General features: G+C 32.4%; 18 protein-coding genes. 7 read left to right on the forward strand and 11 right to left on the reverse strand.

Translation table 11 applies throughout. The annotated features are described in order from the left end of the window. Positions 1-5 precede the first annotated feature (5 nt). From EU95_RS01865 to rpmI, 6 genes are all read right to left on the reverse strand, one after another. Complete coding sequence (locus EU95_RS01865; RefSeq protein WP_032522712.1) at positions 6-1,145, reverse strand: glycosyltransferase family 4 protein; 1,140 nt, start codon at positions 1,143-1,145, stop codon at positions 6-8. 27 nt (positions 1,146-1,172) lie between these two features. Next, complete coding sequence (locus EU95_RS01860) at positions 1,173-2,366, reverse strand: NAD-dependent epimerase/dehydratase family protein (protein WP_032522713.1); 1,194 nt, start codon at positions 2,364-2,366, stop codon at positions 1,173-1,175. A 173-nt stretch (positions 2,367-2,539) separates the two neighbouring features. Continuing rightward, a complete protein-coding gene (locus tag EU95_RS01855) occupies positions 2,540-3,334 on the reverse strand; it encodes a thiazole synthase (RefSeq protein WP_032522714.1) in 795 nt (264 codons plus the stop codon). Between the two features lie 2 nt (positions 3,335-3,336). Beyond that, positions 3,337-3,894 (reverse strand): tetratricopeptide repeat protein, encoded by a 558-nt coding sequence (locus EU95_RS01850; RefSeq protein ID WP_032522715.1) that lies wholly within the window; start codon positions 3,892-3,894, stop codon positions 3,337-3,339. Between the two features lie 34 nt (positions 3,895-3,928). Next, the gene (gene rplT / locus EU95_RS01845) at positions 3,929-4,276 is read right to left on the reverse strand and encodes a 50S ribosomal protein L20 (protein ID WP_032522716.1); all 348 of its coding nucleotides are present in this window, start codon (positions 4,274-4,276) and stop codon (positions 3,929-3,931) included. Positions 4,277-4,304: 28 nt separating this feature from the next. Then, the gene (rpmI, locus tag EU95_RS01840; protein ID WP_002806185.1) at positions 4,305-4,502 is read right to left on the reverse strand and encodes a 50S ribosomal protein L35; all 198 of its coding nucleotides are present in this window, start codon (positions 4,500-4,502) and stop codon (positions 4,305-4,307) included. Positions 4,503-4,593: 91 nt separating this feature from the next. Between rpmI and EU95_RS01835 the strand changes: the two genes are divergently transcribed. Both EU95_RS01835 and EU95_RS01830 read left to right on the forward strand, forming a co-directional pair. After that, positions 4,594-6,132 (forward strand): SpoIID/LytB domain-containing protein, encoded by a 1,539-nt coding sequence (locus tag EU95_RS01835; protein WP_032522717.1) that lies wholly within the window; start codon positions 4,594-4,596, stop codon positions 6,130-6,132. 26 nt (positions 6,133-6,158) lie between these two features. Beyond that, the gene (locus EU95_RS01830; RefSeq protein ID WP_032522718.1) at positions 6,159-7,460 is read left to right on the forward strand and encodes a glycosyltransferase; all 1,302 of its coding nucleotides are present in this window, start codon (positions 6,159-6,161) and stop codon (positions 7,458-7,460) included. Between the two features lies 1 nt (position 7,461). Here the strand turns inward: EU95_RS01830 and EU95_RS01825 are convergent, their stop codons facing one another. The 4 genes from EU95_RS01825 to tig all read right to left on the reverse strand — a co-directional run bounded on the left by EU95_RS01825 (position 7,462) and on the right by tig (position 12,885). After that, positions 7,462-9,225, reverse strand: coding sequence for a DNA polymerase III subunit gamma/tau (locus tag EU95_RS01825; protein ID WP_032522719.1), 1,764 nt, complete (start codon positions 9,223-9,225; stop codon positions 7,462-7,464). A 56-nt stretch (positions 9,226-9,281) separates the two neighbouring features. Continuing rightward, positions 9,282-10,649 (reverse strand): ATP-dependent protease ATP-binding subunit ClpX, encoded by a 1,368-nt coding sequence (gene clpX, locus EU95_RS01820; RefSeq protein ID WP_032522720.1) that lies wholly within the window; start codon positions 10,647-10,649, stop codon positions 9,282-9,284. Between the two features lie 104 nt (positions 10,650-10,753). Continuing rightward, positions 10,754-11,398 carry an ATP-dependent Clp endopeptidase proteolytic subunit ClpP gene (gene clpP / locus EU95_RS01815; protein WP_032522721.1) on the reverse strand — a complete coding sequence of 215 codons (645 nt, stop codon included), beginning with the start codon at positions 11,396-11,398 and terminating at the stop codon, positions 10,754-10,756. Between the two features lie 65 nt (positions 11,399-11,463). Beyond that, positions 11,464-12,885, reverse strand: coding sequence for a trigger factor (gene tig / locus EU95_RS01810; RefSeq protein WP_032522722.1), 1,422 nt, complete (start codon positions 12,883-12,885; stop codon positions 11,464-11,466). 121 nt (positions 12,886-13,006) lie between these two features. Between tig and EU95_RS01805 the strand changes: the two genes are divergently transcribed. The 3 genes from EU95_RS01805 (at position 13,007) to EU95_RS01795 (ending at position 16,993) form a co-directional block, all read left to right on the forward strand. After that, positions 13,007-14,038, forward strand: coding sequence for an aspartate-semialdehyde dehydrogenase (locus EU95_RS01805; protein WP_032522723.1), 1,032 nt, complete (start codon positions 13,007-13,009; stop codon positions 14,036-14,038). Beyond that, complete coding sequence (gene dapA, locus EU95_RS01800; protein ID WP_032522724.1) at positions 14,035-14,943, forward strand: 4-hydroxy-tetrahydrodipicolinate synthase; 909 nt, start codon at positions 14,035-14,037, stop codon at positions 14,941-14,943. The genes EU95_RS01805 and dapA overlap by 4 nt, the downstream gene beginning before the upstream one ends. Before the next feature lie 76 nt (positions 14,944-15,019). Beyond that, the gene (locus EU95_RS01795) at positions 15,020-16,993 is read left to right on the forward strand and encodes a ribonuclease J (RefSeq protein ID WP_032522725.1); all 1,974 of its coding nucleotides are present in this window, start codon (positions 15,020-15,022) and stop codon (positions 16,991-16,993) included. Here the strand turns inward: EU95_RS01795 and tilS are convergent. After that, a complete protein-coding gene (gene tilS, locus EU95_RS01790) occupies positions 16,990-18,000 on the reverse strand; it encodes a tRNA lysidine(34) synthetase TilS (RefSeq protein ID WP_032522726.1) in 1,011 nt (336 codons plus the stop codon). The two genes, EU95_RS01795 and tilS, sit on opposite strands and share 4 nt — an antisense overlap. Positions 18,001-18,085: 85 nt before the next feature. Between tilS and EU95_RS01785 the strand changes: the two genes are divergently transcribed. Both EU95_RS01785 and uvrB read left to right on the forward strand, forming a co-directional pair. Further along, positions 18,086-18,862 (forward strand): DUF561 domain-containing protein, encoded by a 777-nt coding sequence (locus EU95_RS01785; protein ID WP_032522727.1) that lies wholly within the window; start codon positions 18,086-18,088, stop codon positions 18,860-18,862. Positions 18,863-18,891: 29 nt separating this feature from the next. Next, positions 18,892-20,931 carry an excinuclease ABC subunit UvrB gene (uvrB, locus tag EU95_RS01780; protein ID WP_032522728.1) on the forward strand — a complete coding sequence of 680 codons (2,040 nt, stop codon included), beginning with the start codon at positions 18,892-18,894 and terminating at the stop codon, positions 20,929-20,931. Position 20,932: the final 1 nt, after the last annotated feature.

Raw genomic sequence — 20,932 nt, forward strand, 5'->3', positions numbered from 1 at the left:
TTAAATTAAGTTAAATCTATTTCTTTGAGAGTATCTGAATAATAATTTTGTAGTTGTAACGTTGCTTGATTCCAATCCCATTTTTCTGCTTCGTTTCGTGCTTCTTTCCTCATAACTTCTCTTTTATCTTCATTCTCTAGGATTTTTTTTGTCGCTTCAATCAAACTTCGTTCGCCATTATCTTTTTCATCAGGATCATATAAACATCCATTTATCCCATCACTAATTATATCTGGAATTCCTCCTTTATTAGCTCCGATAACTGGACATCCTGCCGCCATTGCTTCTAGTAAAACTAACCCAAGTGTCTCTGTACTAGAAGGAAATAAAAATATATCTCCAGAAGCATAGGCGCTAGCAAGTTCATCGCCAGATAAATATCCTATGAAATTAGTCTTGGTATTTTCAAAGATTTTTTCAAGCTGGTTTCTATATGGTCCGTCACCTACAAGTGCTAGGCAAGCATTAGGTATACTTTCTAAGACTGGTTTAATTCTCTCAATTTGTTTTTCTGCTGATAATCTTCCTACATAAATCAATAAATAATTAGCGTCGTTGTATTCCCCAAATAATTTTTTTCTCATTTTCTCACTTCTTAAATCTGGCCGGAAACTGTAAGTATCCACTCCCCTTTGCCATAGAGCAGTTCTTTGAATACCTTTATTTTTCAACTCATTTACCATAGCGGTGGAAGTACATAAATTTAACAAGGCTTGATTATGTGCTGCTTTAAGTAATTCCCACAAAAGTGGCTCTAACATACCCATACCGTAATGTTCCAGATATTTTGGAAGATGAGTATGGTAACTCGCAATTAAAGGAATATTATTAGTTTTTGCCAGCCATATACCACCTAAGCCAAGTACAGCTGGATTAACAACATGTATCAAATCTGGGTTAAATTTTTCTAACTTATCTGAAACTGCAGGACCTGGTAAACCAAGCTTCAACTCTGGGTATAAGGGTAATGGCATTGCGGCAACTCCAACTACAGTTGCTCCCATATATGATTCTGGACACCCCTCTGGACAAAAAACAATAACTTCATCACCATTTTTTATTAAAAATTCAATCGTTTTAGTCAGTCTTGTGACTATGCCGTCAACTTTAGGTAAAAAAGTTTCAGTAAACAATGCAATTTTCACTTTCTTCAGGTAATTATTTCAGAAATTTTAATTAGTCTTTATAGCCTCAGCTTGTTTTTTAGTCCAGGATGAAACACAAGGTATGCGCTTAAGATCACATCTATTGGAGTATTTCTTAGCAACTTCAACAACTTCTTCTAGTAAGCCATTATCAAGAGTCGTTGGATTTAAACCTAATTCTATAAAGCATTTATTATCAACTATGAGGTCATTTTCTACTGCTTCGTTTCTTGGATTTGGTAAATAATTTATATCAGCTCCTGTTAAAGATGCGACTTTTTTTGCTAATTCTCCAACTTGATGACTTTCAGTCATTTGATTAAAGATTTTGACTCTTTCTCCAGGTTTTGGAGGATTTTCAAGAGCAAGTTGAACACATTTTACAGAGTCTTTTATATGAATAAATGCTCTTGTTTGCCCTCCTGTCCCATGAACACTTAATGGATATCCAATAGCTGCTTGCATAAGAAATCTATTTAGAACAGTTCCATAATCTCCGTCATAGTCAAATCTGTTCGTCAATCTAGGATCTTTTAAAGTTGCTTCTGTGTTTGTTCCCCAAACAATGCCTTGATGTAGATCAGTAATTCTTATAAGATCATTTTTATTGTAATAAAGAAATAATAATTGATCTAAAGTTTTTGTCATATGGTAAACACTACCTGGACTTGCAGGGTGTAATATTTCTTCTTCAAATCGGCTTCCATCTGGTTGTGGAACTTCAACTTTTAAATAGCCTTCTGGAATCGTTGCACCTCTATGTGATCCATACCCGTAGACTCCCATTGTTCCTAAATGAACAACATGAATATCTAAATTACTCTCTACTATTGCAGCAAGGAGGTTGTGAGTTCCATTAACATTATTATCAACTGTATATCTTTTGGTGAAACTCGATTTCATTGAGTAAGGCGCTGCTCTTTGTTCTGCAAAATGGATCACGGAATCTGGTTTTTCATCAATGAGCAAATTGAGTAATTTTTGATATTGTTTAGAGATATCCATGTTATGAAATCTTATAGGCTTACCTCCAATCTCTTTCCATGCGGAAAGTCGTTCTGTTATCGAAGCAATTGGAGTTAAGGATTCTACCTCTAGATCAATATCAATTTTTCTACGACTTAAATTGTCGACAATAATTACATCATGATTTTGTTCTGCTAAATTCACCGCACAAGGCCAACCGCAAAAACCATCTCCACCTAGAACAATAACTTTCACTCAGAACTCCAGAATTAATAGATTCATAATATATTTATTAAATTACTACAGTGCGCTTCCAATTTGCGAAAAAACATTGTAAATAGTTTCAAATCTTCTCCATTAAATAAGATAAATAAAATCAAATAATAAATTTTTACTATCTTTTTTTAAAATTTGCTCAATTCAGGGAATTAGATAGATATATTTTTTTCCGGTGAACTTGCTATTGCAAAGTCTTGTTTTTTAATTCTTCCGGCCAGAAAAGCTTGTCTACCAGCTTTAACACCATAATTTATCGCTTTAGCCATTAGAGCAGGATTTTCAGCTTGTGCTATTGCACTATTTATTAAGACACCATCAGCTCCAATTTCCATAGCTTGAGAAGCTTCACTTGGCACCCCAATACCTGCGTCAATTATTACTGGCACTTTTGCATTTTCGATTATTATCCTTATATTTGATAAATTTAATAAACCTTGCCCAGAACCAATAGGCGAGCCTAATGGCATTACAGTTGCACAACCTATTTCTTCTAGTCTTTTTGCAAGAATAGGATCTGCATTGATATAAGGAAGTACAGAAAAACCTTTTTTTATTAAAATTTCAGCTGCTTTAAGGGTTTCTATTGGATCTGGTAGCAAATATTTTTTGTCAGGAATCACTTCTAATTTGACAAAATTATTTTCTTCTTGACCAGACAATTTTGCGAGTTCTCTTCCCAAAATTGCTATTCTGACTGCCTCATCGGAATTCATGCAGCCAGCTGTATTAGGGAGCATCCAGTATTTTTTCCAGTTGATCTTCTCGAGTAAATTTTCTCCGGTCTGATCATTTTTAATTCTTCTAACAGCGACGGTTATAATTTCCGTTTCAGAATTTGACAAACTTTCTACCATATCTTGAGTAGATTTGTATTTGCCAGTACCTACCATTAATCTACTGGAAAATTGTTTTCCTCCAATCAGTAAAGATGAATAATTTTTCATATTTAGAATCCTTTGTCTTTAATACCTTTATAAGGTTTATAATTATTTCTTTTTTCTAACTCTTTACTTTTTTTTATTGCTGTTTTGTTCTTTGGATCTATCACCAAAACCTTTTGATAAGTTGCATATGCCAAATCATACTCAAGTAAACGCTGCTGAGCTGATGCAAGGTTATTTAGGGCTATAGGATATTCTGGGAGTGATTTTAATGCAGAGTTATAGTATTTTATTGCTTTTTTAAATTCATTTTGAGCAGCATAAGAAAAACCTAAAGCATTATTTATTATCGCTTTGGCTTCATCAGGTTCATTTTCATAATTTTCAATTGCTTTTAGAAAAGTTTTAGTTGCTTCAGGATATAATCTTTTTTTTATCTGAATAGAACCAAATTCATATAATTCTGTAGCTTGAGTTAGAGAAGTTAAACCTTTCTGCTCGAATTTTACTAAATTTAATTCTTCACTTCTTGTTTTTAGAAATTGTCTGAATACAAAAATAGAAATGATTATTAATACAACAAAAAGAATTATTAAATAGGATTGAAAGGAAGAAATTTCCATTATTTATAATTACTTTTTAAATTATATTCTTTTTCTAATTGCTAACGGAAGCAACAATTTTTTCAAAACACTTAGGATCGTTTAAAGCTAATTGAGCAAGCATTTTTCTGTTAATGATAATATCTGAATTTTTCATGCCATTTATTAACTTACTGTAGTTTGTTCCATTTATCCTGGCAGATGCGTTGATTCTAGAAATCCAAAGTCTCCTAAAATCTCTCTTTCTTCTTCTTCTATCCCTATAAGCATTACAAAGAGCTTTCATCACTCTTTGATTTGCGGTTCGGAAAAGATTTTTGTTACCGCCTCTGAAACCTTTTGCAAGATTTAAGATTTTGTTTCTTCTTTTTCTGGCTATGTTGCCTCTTTTTACGCGTGCCATGAATATCTAATAAAAATTGGTTAAAAATTTATGCGTATGGAATCATTAATTTTACATTATCAGCATCTCTTTCATCAACTACAGCTTTTGTTGATAGATGTCTTTTTAATTTGGAGCTTTTATGATCAAGTAAATGATTATGGAAAGCTCTTCTTCTCATAAATTTTCCCGTCGCAGTAGCTTTAAATCTTTTTGCAGCTGATTTACGAGTTTTAAGTTTAGACATTTAAGTCAAATGTGTTTAATTAGGATAATCTAAACCTTTATACGCATTGGTGCAAATTAAATTTTTTAATTGATAAGGAAAGTTCTAACTTATGAAACTTAAATTTGCTTTTTTTTGCTTGTTTTTAGGGTGTATTTATACTTTAACAATTAATCCTAAATTTACTCCTTCTTTAAAAGCAGAAGACTTGCTAAAGGTTGATCTCAATAATGAAATTAAAAAAGGAAAATTTTTAATTGGTTTAAAGCAATATCTAGGCGGTAAAAATGATAGTTTTTCAAAAAAAAAGAATATAAATATTAGTACTGATAAAGGGTTTTTAAGCCTGATATCCTCCAACGGCATTAAACATAAATCAAAAAAGATTAATATTTCCTGGGTGGATATACCCATCAAAAATCCTAAAACAATTGAAAGAATTGTTTTTGGACCTTTTGCTAGCTATGAATCAGCAGCAAAAGAAGCAGAAAAACTTAAAGATAAAGGATATGAGACGACTATTGCTTACCCTAAAAATTGGGAAGTATGGATTCCATTTGAAGATGACCTTCCTGAGTTTGAATTAAAAAATAAAATTTTCAGAAAAATAAAAAATTTTCAAATTACTCCTGTTCTTAAAAGTGAATATAGTGTTATGAAATTAGAGGGACCTATATATGTTTATGCCCAAGAGGAAATAAAAATAAATGGTGAAAATTTTGGCAAAAATTTTTATTTAATAAAAGATTCATATGGAACTTGGACATTAGTTCAAAAAATTGAGTTTGACGATTATTTGGCAGGCGTTTTGCCATATGAAATTGGACCTAATTCTCCTTTAGAAGCACTCAAGGCACAAGCAGTTATAGCAAGAACTTGGGGTATTTTTAATTCTGATAGATTTAATATGGATAAATATCATTTATGTATTACCACTCAATGTCAAGTTTATAAGCCCTCTAAAATTAAAAATATAAAAGTACAAAAAGCTATAGAGGCAACTTCAAATTTAATTCTCACTTATGGAAATCAACCAATAAATGCTTTTTACCATGGTTCTAATGGTGGCGTATCTGCTACTGCAGGAGAGTCTTGGCAAATTCAAGATTATTCTTATTTCAATTCAATCATTGATGGTTCTAAAGCATTAAATAAAAAATTTAAGCTTCCAATTACAAATGAATCTGATTTGAATAATTTTTTAAATTTTGATAAAGAACAGTTTTATGGGAGCAATCATTCTCTTTTTCGATGGAGCAAAAAAATTTCTAGTCTTCAAATTAAAGAAAATTTAATTAAAAACAAACTTATAAATATTAATGATGATGTTTTAGATTTGATTCCTATTGAACGTGGGTATAGTGGCAGAGTGACAAAATTAGAAATACAAACGAACAAAGTTAATCAATCTATAGTTCTAGTTAAAGATGATATTCGACGGGTATTGAATTTTATACCTAGTAATTTGTTTACTATTAATAAATTAAGTGATGATTTATGGCTTTTGCGAGGAGGAGGCTTCGGTCATGGTGTAGGTTTATCTCAGTCAGGAGCAATTGAAATGGCTAAATTAGGATTCTCTTATGAACAAATATTGAATCATTACTATCGAGACGTAAAACTAAAAAAAATTGAGATATTGTCTCAATGAAAGTTAAGTAATTAAAAATTTGTTTTATGAGCAAGGGTTTTTATAAAAATAGAAGATTAAAGTCCTTTATATTCCTTAGTGCTTGTTTTTTAGTGGCTTTTATTCCGCATGCTTACAATATTCCAAGTTTTTCTTTTCTTATATTGACGCTTTCTTTTGTGATTGTTTTTTACGGTTTAATAGTTATTTCTAGAAATTTCAAAAGGAACAAAGTTTCAAATAATCTAAGTAGCAAAATTAGTAATAAAGATTTACCTGCTCTTGATATTTTGGTCGCAGCGAGAGATGAAGAAAATGTCATAACTCGATTAGTTGAAAGATTATTTAATTTAGATTATCCGGAAAATAAATTAAATATTTACATAATTGATGATGGTAGTTCTGATAAGACTCCTTTAATTTTAGATCGATTATCTAGAGAATATGAAAAGCTAAAAGTAATAAGTCGTTCTCCAAACGCAGGAGGCGGAAAGTCAGGAGCTTTAAATTATGCCTTGAAGTTTACTCATGGTGAATGGTTATTAGTTTTGGATGCGGATGCTCAATTAAAACAAGATTCTTTGATGAGATTATTTAGTTTTGTAGAGGATGGTGACTGGTCTGCAGTTCAATTAAGAAAGTCAGTAACAAATGTAAGTAAGAATTTTTTAACTTCTTGCCAGTCAATGGAGATGGCTATGGACGCAATCTTTCAATATGGACGATTATCAGTTGCTGGAGTTTCTGAACTAAGGGGAAATGGTCAATTAATTAAGAAGGATACATTATTGGCATGTGGTTCTTTTAATGAAGACACGGTTACAGATGATCTCGATTTAAGTTTGAGGTTATTGATATCAAAATCGAGAATTGGAATCTTATGGGATCCTCCAGTCATGGAGGAAGCAGTTGAGAATTTAAATGCTTTATTAGCGCAAAGGCAAAGATGGGCAGAGGGGGGTTTGCAAAGATTTTTTGATTATGGGGATCAATTAGTTACTAATAAAATTGATTATTTGCAGAAATTTGATTTAACTTATTTCTTTATCTTGCAATATGCACTGCCAATTATTTCTATTTTTGATTTAGTTCTCAGTATTGCTTTATTAGATTCACCAATTTACTGGCCTATTTCATTTACAGCTTTTATGTTATCCGGAATTGCTTTTTGGTACGGTTCTTCTTGCAAAAGCGAAGTTCCCGTATTGCAAAAAAGCAATTTTTTGATGGTATTTGTATCGGTTTTTTATTTATCACATTGGTTTCTAGTAATCCCCTGGGTAACAATAAAGATGTCTGTTTTCCCCAAAAAGATACTTTGGCGAAAAACTCTTCATACTGGAGTTTAATTTATTCATCAAGGTCTATAATTTCTCCATTAAAAAAATTTGCTAAGTTTTTGGAACTATCATTATAAGTTTCCTCGTTAGATATTTTTGTTGACGAATTAGTATTTGGGTCTATTTTCTTTATTGGCTTCAAATTCTTGACTTCATCTCGCGTTATTTCTGGAGTGTTTGTTGGGTTACTGTTAGTTAATTGTTTGATTGAGAAATTAAGTATTATTTGATCTCCAAATATCTTCTTAACTGTATTTTCAATTATAACTTTTCTACTTTTTATCATATTTTCCCAGTTTGGAGATAATGCGATTGTGATTTTCTCCGAATCAAAACTTTCAAGTTCGGCTTGTTGTGAAAGTAACATTCTTGTTGATGGTAACTCTAATTTAGAAAGAATTAATTCCCATTTATCTTTTAAATTAATTGACTCAAGATCATTCTGGCCATTATCAGCAATAGTGCCTGTACTTTCTTTTCCAAGAACGTCAAATTTTTCTAAATTTACGTCTTTTTTTTCAAGCAATTCATCCCAACCTATCTCCTTTTTGATACTTGGTTTTTGAATTTCATTAGAAATATTTTTTTTATTAGTAATTGCAATGTTTTTTCTGCTTTCATGATTCTCCTCATTCTTGTTATTTTTACTTTCTTGTTTATTCTCAAAACTATTTATCTCTTGATTACCTAGAAGTCCAGTTAAATGTATTTCAAACCAAAGCCTTGGATTATCACTTGTTTTGATTTGATATTCAGTATTTCGCAGATGATTATGCCATTTAATTATTGTTGATTTATTTATTCTTTTTGAGATTGTATCCAATTCATCTTGAAAATTATCAGAGGTATAATAGAGATCTGAATATTTATTATTTGTAGTGTGTAGTAGTAGATCTCTTGTTATATTCAATAATCCAATAATAATTTGAAGTGGTTCGTTTCCAGCATCATATAATTTGTTGCAGGTGATAATTAATGACTCAGGATTATTCTCAACCAATGATTGAATCAGATTTGTCAATTCAATCTCTGATACTTCTCCTAGAAGGTTTTGGATATTATTAATTGTTATACCTTCTGGTAAAAGATTCAGTTGTTCAAGGAGGCTTTGTGCATCTCTCATACCTCCATTAGATCTTTTTGCAATCATTTTTAAGGCCTGAACTTCATACTTAATAGACTCTTTTTCTGCTATTTCTGATAAATGTTGAAAAATGTCTTTGGGGCTTATTCTTCTAAAATCGAATTTTTGGCATCTACTTTGTATCGTATTTAATACTCTCTCAGGATTTGTCGTCGCAAGGATAAATACAACTCTTGAGGGCGGTTCTTCAATAGTTTTTAGTAAAGCATTTGAAGCTGCCGTTGAAAGCATATGACATTCATCAATAACGTATACTTTCCATCTCGCTTGAGTAGGTGCAAATCTTGCTCTTTCTATAATTTCTCTTATGTTTTCTACTCCTGTATTGGAAGCTGCATCAATCTCGATAATATCTAGAGCTTGCCCATCTGTAATTTGTCTACATAAGTCACATTTACAACAAGGATTTATCGTAGGTTGTTCGAATGCCTGGCAATTTAAAGATTTTGCAAATATTCTTGCACTTGATGTTTTTCCAGTGCCTCTTGGACCATTAAAAAGATATGCAGGAGCAATTTTTTTTGTTATTAGTGCTTGTTTGAGTGTAATGGATATAAATTCTTGGCCAACCAATTCGTCTAAGTTGTTTGGTCTATATTTTTGATGAAAAGGCTTATGCATATTTGGCATTTATTTTTCATTAATTAGAAAAATTCTGGATAAATTAAAAAAATTAAACTCTAATTTTATGCAGACTCTTTAATGATTCTTTTTGATCCTGAAGGTAGTTTAACAATTTTAGATGAAAACAAATTATCTACCATTTTTTTCGTAATTGTGAATTCTTTTACATCGTCTTCTGAAGGTAAAGTGTACATTATGTCTAGCATTAGTTCCTCTATTATTGATCTTAATGCTCTTGCACCTGTTTTCCTTTTATATGCTTCATTTGCTATCGCTGCAACAGAATCAGGCTCAAATGATAATTCAACATTATCCATACTAAGCAAAGTTTTGAATTGCTTTACTAATGCATCTCTTGGTTGAGTCAAAATAGATTCTAAAGTTTCTTTAGTAAGACGATCTAATACAGCACAAACCGGAATTCTGCCAATAAATTCTGGAATTAGGCCATATTTAACTAAATCATCTAACTCTAAATTTTTCAGAGAATCTCTTGGGTCTACTGTTTTTTTTGTATCAACTTTGTTTTGATCTGAAGTTGTGGTAAATCCTATGGAGTGTTTACCCATTCGCTTTTGAACGATATCCTCTAAACCTATAAAAGCTCCTCCGCAAATAAATAATATTTGACTCGTATCAATTTGGATGCAGTCATGATAAGGATGTTTTCTGCCACCTTGAGGCGGTACATTAGCAATTGTTCCTTCAAGCATTTTTAATAATGCTTGCTGAACACCTTCACCGGAGACATCTCTAGTAATTGAAGGATTCTCACTTTTCCTTGCAATTTTATCTATTTCATCAATATAAATAATTCCTTTTTGAGCTAGGTCTACATTCATTTCTGATTTCTGTAGAAGTCTTAAAAGTATATTTTCAACATCTTCCCCAACATATCCAGCTTCTGTTAAGGTCGTTGCATCAGCTACTGCAAAAGGAACATCTAGAAACTCTGCTAAAGTTTGCGCCAATAACGTTTTTCCACTTCCAGTAGGGCCAATGAGTAAAATATTTGATTTTTGTAATTTAGTTGCTTTTGAATCTGTTGAATTGCTATTTTTACTCTCTTCTTTAATTTTCCAAGCTAATCGCTTGTAGTGATTGTACACGGCTACTGATAATATTTTTTTTGCAGATTCTTGTCCAACAACTTGATTATCTAGGAAACTTTTAATTTCTAATGGCTTAGGAATTGAGGTTAATTCTAAAGGAACAGATTTTTTTGGACTATCAGTTGGTAATTTCTTTTTTACTTGAGGAGAGTTGTTTGTGTTAGCTTGATTATCAAGTAGTTCTTCATCGAGAATCTCATTACAAAGGTCTATGCACTCATCACAGATGTAAACTCCAGGACCAGCTATTAGCTTTCTTACTTGGTCTTGTGATTTGCCGCAAAATGAGCATTTAAGATGGGCGTCGAATTTAGCCATCGATTATAAATTTAAATTTGAAAGGTGTTAAATATTCCCTATTCACTAGGATTGCTTATAAATATCGATTCGTCATCATATTCTTAAAAAATCACTATTCCTTGTCACTTTTTGATAACTTTATCAATTAATCCATATTCGACTGCTTCTGAGGGGGATAAAAAGTAATCTCTTTCTGTGTCTTCATTAATTTTCTCCAAAGGTTGACCTGTATGATCTGCTAAAAGCGAATTTAATGTTTTCTTGAGAAAAAGTATTTCTTTAGCTTGTATTTCAATCTCTACTGCTTGACCTTGTGCACCCCCAAGAGGCTGATGAATCATAATCCTAGAATTAGGTAGAGCTAATCTTTTTCCTTTTGCTCCTCCAGAAAGTAGAAATGCTCCCATACTTGCTGCTACTCCAAAGCATATTGTCACTACATCAGGAGATATTTGTTGCATAGTATCGTAAATGGCCATACCTGCAGTGACTGAGCCACCAGGAGAATTAATATATATTTGTATATCTTTTTCGGGATCTTCAGCTTCAAGAAATAATAATTGTGCCACAAGTGAGTCAGATACTTGATCATTAATTCCAGTGCCTAAAAAAATTATTCTCTCCCTCAATAATCTTGAATAAATATCAAAAGCTCTTTCTCCTCTGCCTGATTGTTCTATAACGGTAGGAACAGCGGCAAAAGTTTTATTATTACTTTCGTAAGAACTTATTGAGCTTTGAATTAAATGTTTTTTTTCTGAGTTCACAAATTAATTTTCGTCTTATAGATAATCTAAGGGGTTTTTGTTTAATTAGTAGGAAATTTCATAAATTATTTTTTTTCATTTTTATTTTGTTTTTTTTTAGTTTTTGAAGTTTTTGAAGTTTTTATGGCTTTTGTTGTTTTGGAGGTTTTGGTAGCTTTAGAAGTTTTTGTAGTTTTTTCTTTTACTTCAGAATTTTCTTCAAGCCAAATTATTAATTTTTCTTTGAGTAAATCGTTACTGATTACTTCCGTTAATTTTTTAATATCTATTTGTTTTGAAGATTGGGAGATTGCATCTTCATAATCTTTCATTTTTAAATCAATTTCATCTTTTTCAACTTTTATGTTTTCTTGTTCAGCTAATGCTTTTAGAGCTAAATTTCTTTGAACATTTTTTTCAGCTTGAGGCCTTGTTGACTCTGCTAATGACTTGATTAATTCCGGAGTGAAAGTAGATTTAACATCAAGTCCCTGTTGAGCAAATCTTTGAGCGGTTTGTTCAATATTATTCCTCACTTCTATATCAATCATAGATTTTGGAATTTCAGTATCCAACTCGTTTGATAACGCATCTAATAAAGCTTCAACTTTGATATCTTTTTGAGTTTTTTCAAAATTATCTTTAAGTTGCTTTTCAATATCTTTCTTTAACTCTTTTAACGATTCTTTGTTGCCAGACTGTTTCGCAAAATCGTCATTAAGTTCAGGCAATTCTTTTTCCTTAAGATCCTTAAGATTTACTTCAAAGATTGCCTCTTTGCCTCTTGAATCCTCATGAGAATAATCTTCAGGAAATTTAAGGTTAAGAGTTTTAGTATCACCAATTTTCATCTTTACGATTCCCTCAACGAAACCCGGAATCATTTTGTTCTTTTCTAATTCAAGATCCATTGATTCACTTGACCCACCATCAATCTCTTTACCTGAATCTTTATACTTTCCTTTGAAACTAACTACAGCAATATCTCCTAATTTTGCTGCTCTATTGGTAACGGGAATAATGTTTGCAAACTGATTTCTAGATTTTTCTAGCGCTTCATCTATTGACTTAGGATCAAACTTTGTTTTTGATATTTCAACAATTAGTCCTTTGGATTTTTTAAGTTTTAATTCTGGGGCAACATCAGTTTGAAGAGTAACCTTAAGTGATTTTTCAGGACTAAACTTTGAAAGTAAAGATTCAAATCCATCTACCAATTCTGGCTCACTTAGTGGCTCTATAGATTTTATTTTTAACGCTTCTTGCCATGATTTATCAATAATTTTTTCCAGTGCAGAAGCATGTAATTGTGTTATGCCAATCCTTTGGATTAAGACTTGTTTGGGAATTTTACCAAGTCTAAATCCCGGAATTTTAGCCGAACGACTTATAGAACTGATTGTTTCATTTACACAATTTTTGCATGTCTCAGACGGTATTTCTAATTCAAATGAGATTCTACTTTGAGGCAGAGGAGTTGTTTTGACTATTAATGCTTCTTTAGCCATTTTTTTATTTATTACTAAAAGCCGAAACTTAATTATTTCACATTATGTGATTTCCTTGAAAGTTATTTTTTTGATAAAGTAAAAAAAATAGTCAATCTATTTATAAAAATCATTTTAAAGTGTGAGACAATCTCCGTTTTTGCCTAATAGGCCATTAAAAGTTGCTGTTTTAGGATCTTCAGGTGCTGTGGGATCTGAATTACTCAAAATTCTTGAACAACGTGATTTCCCAATATCAGAATTGGTCTTGCTTTCATCAGAGCGTTCAGAAGGAAAAAAAATTATTTGGAAAGGTGAAGATTTAGTTACAAAAAAAACAACTAAGGAAGAATTTCTGAATCTTGATTTAGTTTTAGCTTCAGCCGGTGGAAGTATTTCAAAAAAATGGTTATCTACCATTATGGAACAAAATGCTTTATTGATAGATAATTCAAGTGCTTTCAGATTAGATAATAATGTACCTCTTATAGTTCCTGAAGTTAATGGTAGTGACGTAATTAATCATGATGGTGTAATAGCGAATCCAAACTGCACTACCATTTTGCTGACATTAGTTTTAGCCCCGTTAAATAAACTTTCGACTATTCAAAGAGTTGTTGTCTCAACATATCAATCAGTAAGTGGTGCAGGTCAATTGGCCATGGAGGAACTAAAACTTTTAACTGAAAAATATCTTCGGGGTAATCCTCAAAAAAGTGAAGTTTTACCATACTCACTGGCTTTTAATTTGTTTTTGCATAATTCACCCATGCTTGCAAATAATTACTGCGAAGAAGAGATGAAAATGGTTAATGAGACTAGGAAAATTTTAAATATTGCTGATTTAAAGCTCTCTGCTACATGTGTCCGAGTCCCAGTACTGAGAGCACATTCTGAATCGATCAATATTGAATTTGCTGGTGTAGTTGAGCCTAAAGATGCTCTTGAAGAATTAAAAAAATCTCCTGGAATTGAAATTATTGAGGATTACAAAAATAATAGATTTCCTATGCCAAATGACGTTATGGGAAGTGATAATGTTGCTGTTGGCAGGCTAAGAACTGATATAAGTCAACCTAATGGATTAGAATTATGGTTATGTGGAGATCAAATAAGAAAAGGAGCAGCTCTTAATGCTGTTCAAATAGCTGAGTTATTAATTCCAAAAAAATGATTACAGACAAAACTGAGTGTAATAATCCACTATTTGGAAGAATATTGACTGCAATGGTTACTCCATTCACTGAAAATGGAGACGTAGATTATGAACTAGCTATAAAACTATCAAATTATCTTTTTGAGAACGGTTCCGATGGAATTGTGCTATGTGGTACTACTGGAGAATCTCCTACTCTTTCATGGGCGGAACAGCATGATTTATTTATTGCAGTAAAAGGATCTTTGGATCCAAGCTGTAAAGTAATAGTTGGCACTGGTAGTAACTGCACAAGCGAGGCTGTGGAAGCTACAAAAAAAGCCTACGATTGTGGAGCAGATGGTGCTTTGGTAGTTGTTCCTTATTACAATAAACCACCTCAAGAAGGTCTTTATAAACATTTCAGTTCCATTGCTAATGCTGCAAAGGATTTGCCTTTAATGCTTTACAACATACCTGGAAGGACAGGCTGTAATTTATTACCTGATACTGTGAAGAAACTTATGGATTTCTCAAATATTCTCAGTATTAAAGCTGCAAGCGGTAGAATAGAAGAAGTGACGGAGTTGAGGGCAGCTTGCGGTTCGAAACTTACTATATATAGTGGCGATGATTCTTTATTGCTTCCTATGATGTCTGTCGGTGCTGTTGGTGTGGTAAGTGTTGCTAGTCATTTGGTTGGCCCACAATTAAAGGAAATGATTTCTTTCTTTCTTAATGGGGAGGTTTCTAATGCATTAGAGATTCACGAAAAACTTCAACCACTTTTTAAAGGACTCTTTGTAACAACAAATCCTATCCCAATTAAGGCTGCTTTAGAGCTTTTAGGTTGGAAAGTGGGTTCTCCAAGAAACCCATTAACATCACTCAATAAAGAACAAAAAGAAAATTTATCTAAGATAATTAAAAATCTGTCTTTGTAAATACTTCTTCAAAGCTTTGATAAGCTTAATTTAATCAAAATAACTAAATTTTGCATGCTTGCAAAAAATAATCATCATGAATACAAATCAAATCAAATCAAATAATAAACAAGCTCAAACAAAAACGAACAGTCCTTGCTTAAAGATCATTCCTTTAGGAGGACTTCATGAAATAGGAAAAAATACATGTGTTTTTGAATATGGAGATGACATTATACTCATAGATGGTGGATTAGCTTTTCCTAGTGATGGCATGCATGGAGTAAATGTTGTCATGCCAGATACAACCTATTTGCAGGCTAACTTACATAGATTTCGAGGGATGATAGTAACTCATGGTCATGAAGATCATATTGGAGGCATATCTCATCATTTGAAGAAATTTAGAATTCCTGTTATCTATGGGCCACCTTTGGCGATGTCAATGCTTAAGGGCAAAATGGAAGAAGCTGGCGTGGCAGATAGAACAACTATACAAACTATTGAACCAAGACAAGTTGTTAAACTTGGCCAAAATTTTTCAATAGAGTTTATTCGTAATACTCACTCTATTGGGGATAGTTTCTCCTTAGCTTTGACTACTCCAGTTGGAGTTGTCTTTTTTACTGGCGATTTTAAATTTGATCATCTACCTCCAGATAATAAACATGCAGATATTGAAAGAATGGTTTACTACGGAGAGAAGGGTGTTCTTTGTTTACTTTCAGATTCAACTAATTCTGAAGTGAAAGGATTTGTTCCTTCTGAGATTTCAGTTTTCCCAAATCTAGATCGATTAATATCTGAAGCCAAAGGAAGAGTTATGCTAACTACTTTTGCAAGCTCTACTCATAGAGTTGCAATGGTCATTCAGTTAGCAATGAAGCACGGAAGGAAAATTGGATTAATGGGCCGATCAATGTTGAATGTAGTCGGTAAATGTCGCGAATTGGGCTATATCAAATGTCCAGATGATCTTTTCTTTCCTATTAAAAGTATTAGAGACTTACCAGATAGAGAAACATTGCTTTTAATGACGGGTAGTCAAGGTGAAGTAATGGCAGCTTTAAGCAGAATTGGAAGAGATGAGCACCCTCATGTAAAACTTAAAACAACTGATACTGTTATATTCTCTTCTAGTCCTATTCCAGGGAATACTATTTCAGTTGTTCATAGTATTGATAAATTAATTAAATTAGGAGCCAATGTTATTTATGGAAAAGAACATGGTATTCATGTTTCTGGTCATGGATGCAGGGATGATCAAAGATTAATGCTCGCACTCATTAAGCCAAAGTTTTTTGTTCCTGTTCATGGTGAGTATCGAATGCAAGTTTTACATGGTAAAACTGCGGTTTCAATGGGGGTTGATCCAAATAATGTCCTAATACTTGATAATGGTGACACTATTGAACTCAGAGCAGATTCTATGATTCAAGGAGAACCTGTTAAATCTGGAATCGAAATGTTGGATAACACTAGAACATGTGTTGTAGATGCAAGAGCTCTTAAAGAAAGACAGCAGTTAGCTGATGATGGCATAGTCACTGTTTTAGCACCTATAAGTACAGACGGTAATATGGTTGCTCCACCAAGGGTGAGTCTCAGAGGAGTCGTAATCTCTGCAGATCCTAGAAAAATGTCAATGTGGACTGAAAGAGAGATAAGTTGGGTTCTAGCTAATAGATGGAAACAATTATCAAGGCAAACTGGACCAAATAATTTTGAGGTTGATTGGATTGGTGTGCAAAGAGAAATTGAAAATGGTTTATCTAGAAGAATGAGGAGAGAATTGCAAGTTGAGCCTTTAATTCTATGCTTGGCCCAGCCTGCGCCGAGCGGAACTCGGGCATATCAACCCAAATTAGATGATGAAGTAAAACATCAACCTAGACATAAACATTATCCCAATGTGAATAATCAACCCAAAAATCACAATCAAAATAACTTTAAAAATCAGCCATCTAAGAATGATCAATCTCGAAATAATCCTATTAAAGAACCAGTAGAGAATAAAGAAGAAGTTTCTTCGGGACGCACAAGAAGGAGAAGATCAGCCGTAGCATCTTAAATTTTATTAATATCAATATATTTCTTATTCCAAACAATTTTTAAAAAATCTTGCAGGTCCACTTGACCATGATTTTTCTCATAAATCGAATTTACTAATTTTTCCAAATGTTTAGAATTATATTGCTTTTTGCATGTTTCCTTTAAAAATCTATTTAAGATTGTGCACCGTGCTTCAATACACATACTATTTAAGAGATTTCTATTAATACCTTTTACATCTTTACAATATAGGTATGCTAGTTCACCAAGATCATTCCGTTCATTATTGTAGTTGCTCATTTTTTGAGAAAAATTATTTATCCTTTCAGAACAACCAGGATAGATACTCTCCAAGGTAGGAATAATTTTTTTTCTTACTAAATTTCTTTTTAATTTAAGATCTGAATTTGTAGGATCTTCCCAGACTGGGATTTTCATATCATTACAGAATTTTTTTGTATCTTCCCTACTGAAAATTAATATTGGCCTTATTAAAAAAATTTGATTTTCTAGTAATCTTTTGCTCTCAATATTACTTAGGCCGGCAAAATTGCTTCCTCTTGATAAATTGAGGATAAATGTTTCTGCATTATCACTACTCGTGTGACCGGTTAACAAATAAATATTATGTTTTTGCTGGTTCTTGTTTGATAAAGTTTTGGCTCTCTCACACAACTTTTTATATCTCCATTCTCGTGCTTTTTCTTCTGAGGAGATATTTTCTTTATTTGCTTGATCAAAATAGAATGAAATATTTTTATCTTCGCAATAACTTTTTAATTCAAGAGCATATACTGAGGATTTTGTGTGCCACTGATGATCACCATGCCAAACACTAATAGACCAATTATAAAGTTTTTTTAAGTCATTAATTAGTGTTAATAAGGCCATTGAGTCTTGCCCCCCGGAAACACTTATTAAAAGATTAGATCCTTTTGGAATTAATTTTTTTTTGGTAAGAAAATCCTTGTGAAGCTGATGATGCCATGATGACCAATTTTTCTGAGTTAATTTTTTATCAGACATTTTGTGTTGCTCAGATAATATTTTTTAAAAAATGCACTGTTTTACTAAAACAATGTCACAATCGGGTAATAAATTCATTAAGTAAATGAGTCTGATTAATCTTTTGCCACAAAAAATCAAAGAAGAGTTAATAAGTAAGTCTTTACTCAAGATTATTTCAGGATTGAATAATTTCGATGTTCAATCTGTGAAAACAATTGTTGAGGCTGCTTCATTAGGAGGTGCAGATCTTGTCGATATTGCTTGTAAACCTGAACTAGTTGATTTAGCACTTAAGAATTCTTCATTACCTGTCTGTGTTAGTTCAGTAGTGCCTCAATCTTTTCAAGATTCTGTAAAAGCAGGAGCATCATTAATTGAAATTGGAAATTACGATACTTTTTATGAAAAAGGCATTAATTTTTCAGATAAAAAAGTTTTAAACATTACAAAAGAGACGAGGGATTTATTGCCTAATGTTCCTTTATCAGTAACTGTTCCTCATACTATGCCTATTGATAAACAAGTTGATCTTGCTATAAAACTAGTGGAAGAAGGTGTTGACATTATTCAGACAGAGGGTGGCACCAGTTCTAATCCTAACTCTTCAGGAATTCAAGGCTTTTTTGAAAAATCAGTACCAACTCTTGCAGCTACCTATGCTATTCATCAAGAATTTAAGAAACAATCTTTGAATATACCAATTATGAGTGCCTCTGGATTAAGCCAAGTAACTTGCCCACTAGCAATATCCTCTGGAGCCTCAGCAGTTGGCGTTGGATCTGTAGTTAATAAATTAAATGATTTAATATCGATGATTGCGGTTGTTAGGGGCTTAAAAGAATCTTTGAAAAATTCATTAATTGGAGAAAAAATTTCTTAGTATAGCAATACCCTTTTGCTACTAAGTTGATGAACAACTATAAGCTTCAAGCTCCTTACGAACCAAATGGAGATCAACCAGAAGCTATTAAAAAATTAGTTAAAGGTGTCAATACTGGTAAAGAGTTTCAGACTCTTTTAGGAGCTACTGGAACTGGGAAAACATTTACCATAGCTAATGTAATTCAACAGACAGGAAGGCCGGCCCTCGTTTTGGCTCATAACAAAACTTTAGCTGCACAATTATGTAATGAATTGAGGGAGTTTTTCCCGAAAAATGCTGTTGAGTACTTTATTTCTTACTATGATTATTATCAACCTGAAGCTTATGTCCCCGTAAGTGATACCTACATAGCAAAAACCGCTTCAATTAATGAAGAAATAGATATGCTTCGGCATTCTGCAACTCGCTCTTTATTTGAGAGAAAAGATGTAATTGTTGTAGCTTCTATAAGTTGTATTTATGGACTTGGTATACCAAGTGAATATTTAAAAGCTGCAGTTAAATTTGAAGTTGGAAAATCTATAAATCTGCGTTCCTCTTTAAGGTCACTTGTTGAAAATCAATATACTAGGAATGATATTGAAATAAGTAGGGGTAGATTTAGAATTAAAGGTGATGTTTTAGAAATTGGTCCTGCTTATGAAGATAGGTTGATAAGAATTGAATTATTTGGGGATGAAGTTGAGGCTATTAGATATGTTGACCCTACTACTGGAGAAATACTTGAAAGTTTAGAACAGGTTAGTGTTTACCCAGCTAAGCATTTTGTTACTCCAAAAGAAAGACTTGAGAGTGCAATAAGTGCAATCAAAAGTGAATTAAAAACTCAACTTGATAAGTTTACATACGAAGGAAAATTATTAGAAGCTCAACGTCTAGAACAACGCACAAAATATGATTTAGAAATGCTAAAAGAGGTTGGTTATTGTAATGGGGTTGAGAATTATGCTCGTCATTTATCAGGCAGAGAGGAAGGTTCACCTCCAGAATGCTTAATTGATTACTTTCCCAAAGATTGGTTGTTGGTAGTTGATGAGAGTCATGTAACATGTCCTCAACTTCATGCAATGTATAACGGTGATCAATCTAGAAAAAAAGTTTTAATAGATCATGGGTTCAGATTGCCAAGTGCTGCAGATAATAGACCTTTAAAATGTGAGGAGTTTTGGGAAAAATCAAAGCAGACACTATTTATAAGTGCAACTCCTGGTCAATGGGAATTAGATCAGTGTGATGGTGAATTTATTGAGCAAGTTATAAGGCCAACTGGGGTATTAGACCCCGTAATTGATGTAAGACCTAGTGAAGGCCAAATAGAAGATTTATTATCTGAAATAAGAATTAGAGCTGACAAAAATCAAAGAGTGCTCGTGACTACACTTACAAAGAGAATGGCTGAAGATCTAACTGATTTTTTATCTGAAAATAAAGTTAGAGTAAGATATTTGCATTCTGAAATCCATTCAATTGAAAGGATTGAAATTATTCAAGACCTCAGAATGGGTGAATATGATGTTTTAGTGGGAGTTAATTTATTAAGAGAGGGACTAGATCTTCCTGAAGTATCCTTAGTAGCTATTTTAGATGCTGATAAAGAAGGTTTTCTAAGGGCAGAAAGATCATTGATTCAAACAATTGGAAGAGCTGCTAGACATGTTGAAGGAGTTGCCTTACTTTATGCAGATAACTTTACAGATTCAATGAAAAGAGCAATCTCTGAAACTGAAAGAAGAAGAACTATTCAAAAAAAATACAACCAAGTCAACGGTATTACTCCAAAACCTGCTGGTAAGAAAATAGAAAATTCAATATTATCTTTTCTAGAACTTTCCAGAAAATTAGATGCTGGTGGTTTATCTAAAGATTTAATAAATATAGTCAATAACAAAACGGACGCGATTCTAAATACCAGCGATAATCAATGTTTGCTTGAAGAATTACCTGACTTAATTGAGAAGTTAGAAATTAAGATGAAAGATGCTGCAAAAGAGCTAAATTTTGAAGAAGCAGCGAATTTGAGGGATAGAATCAAAAAATTAAGACAAAAATTGGCAAGAAATAACTAAA

It is taken from the genome of Prochlorococcus marinus str. MIT 9201 (genome assembly GCF_000759955.1).
GTDB lineage: Bacteria > Cyanobacteriota > Cyanobacteriia > PCC-6307 > Cyanobiaceae > Prochlorococcus_A > Prochlorococcus_A marinus_G.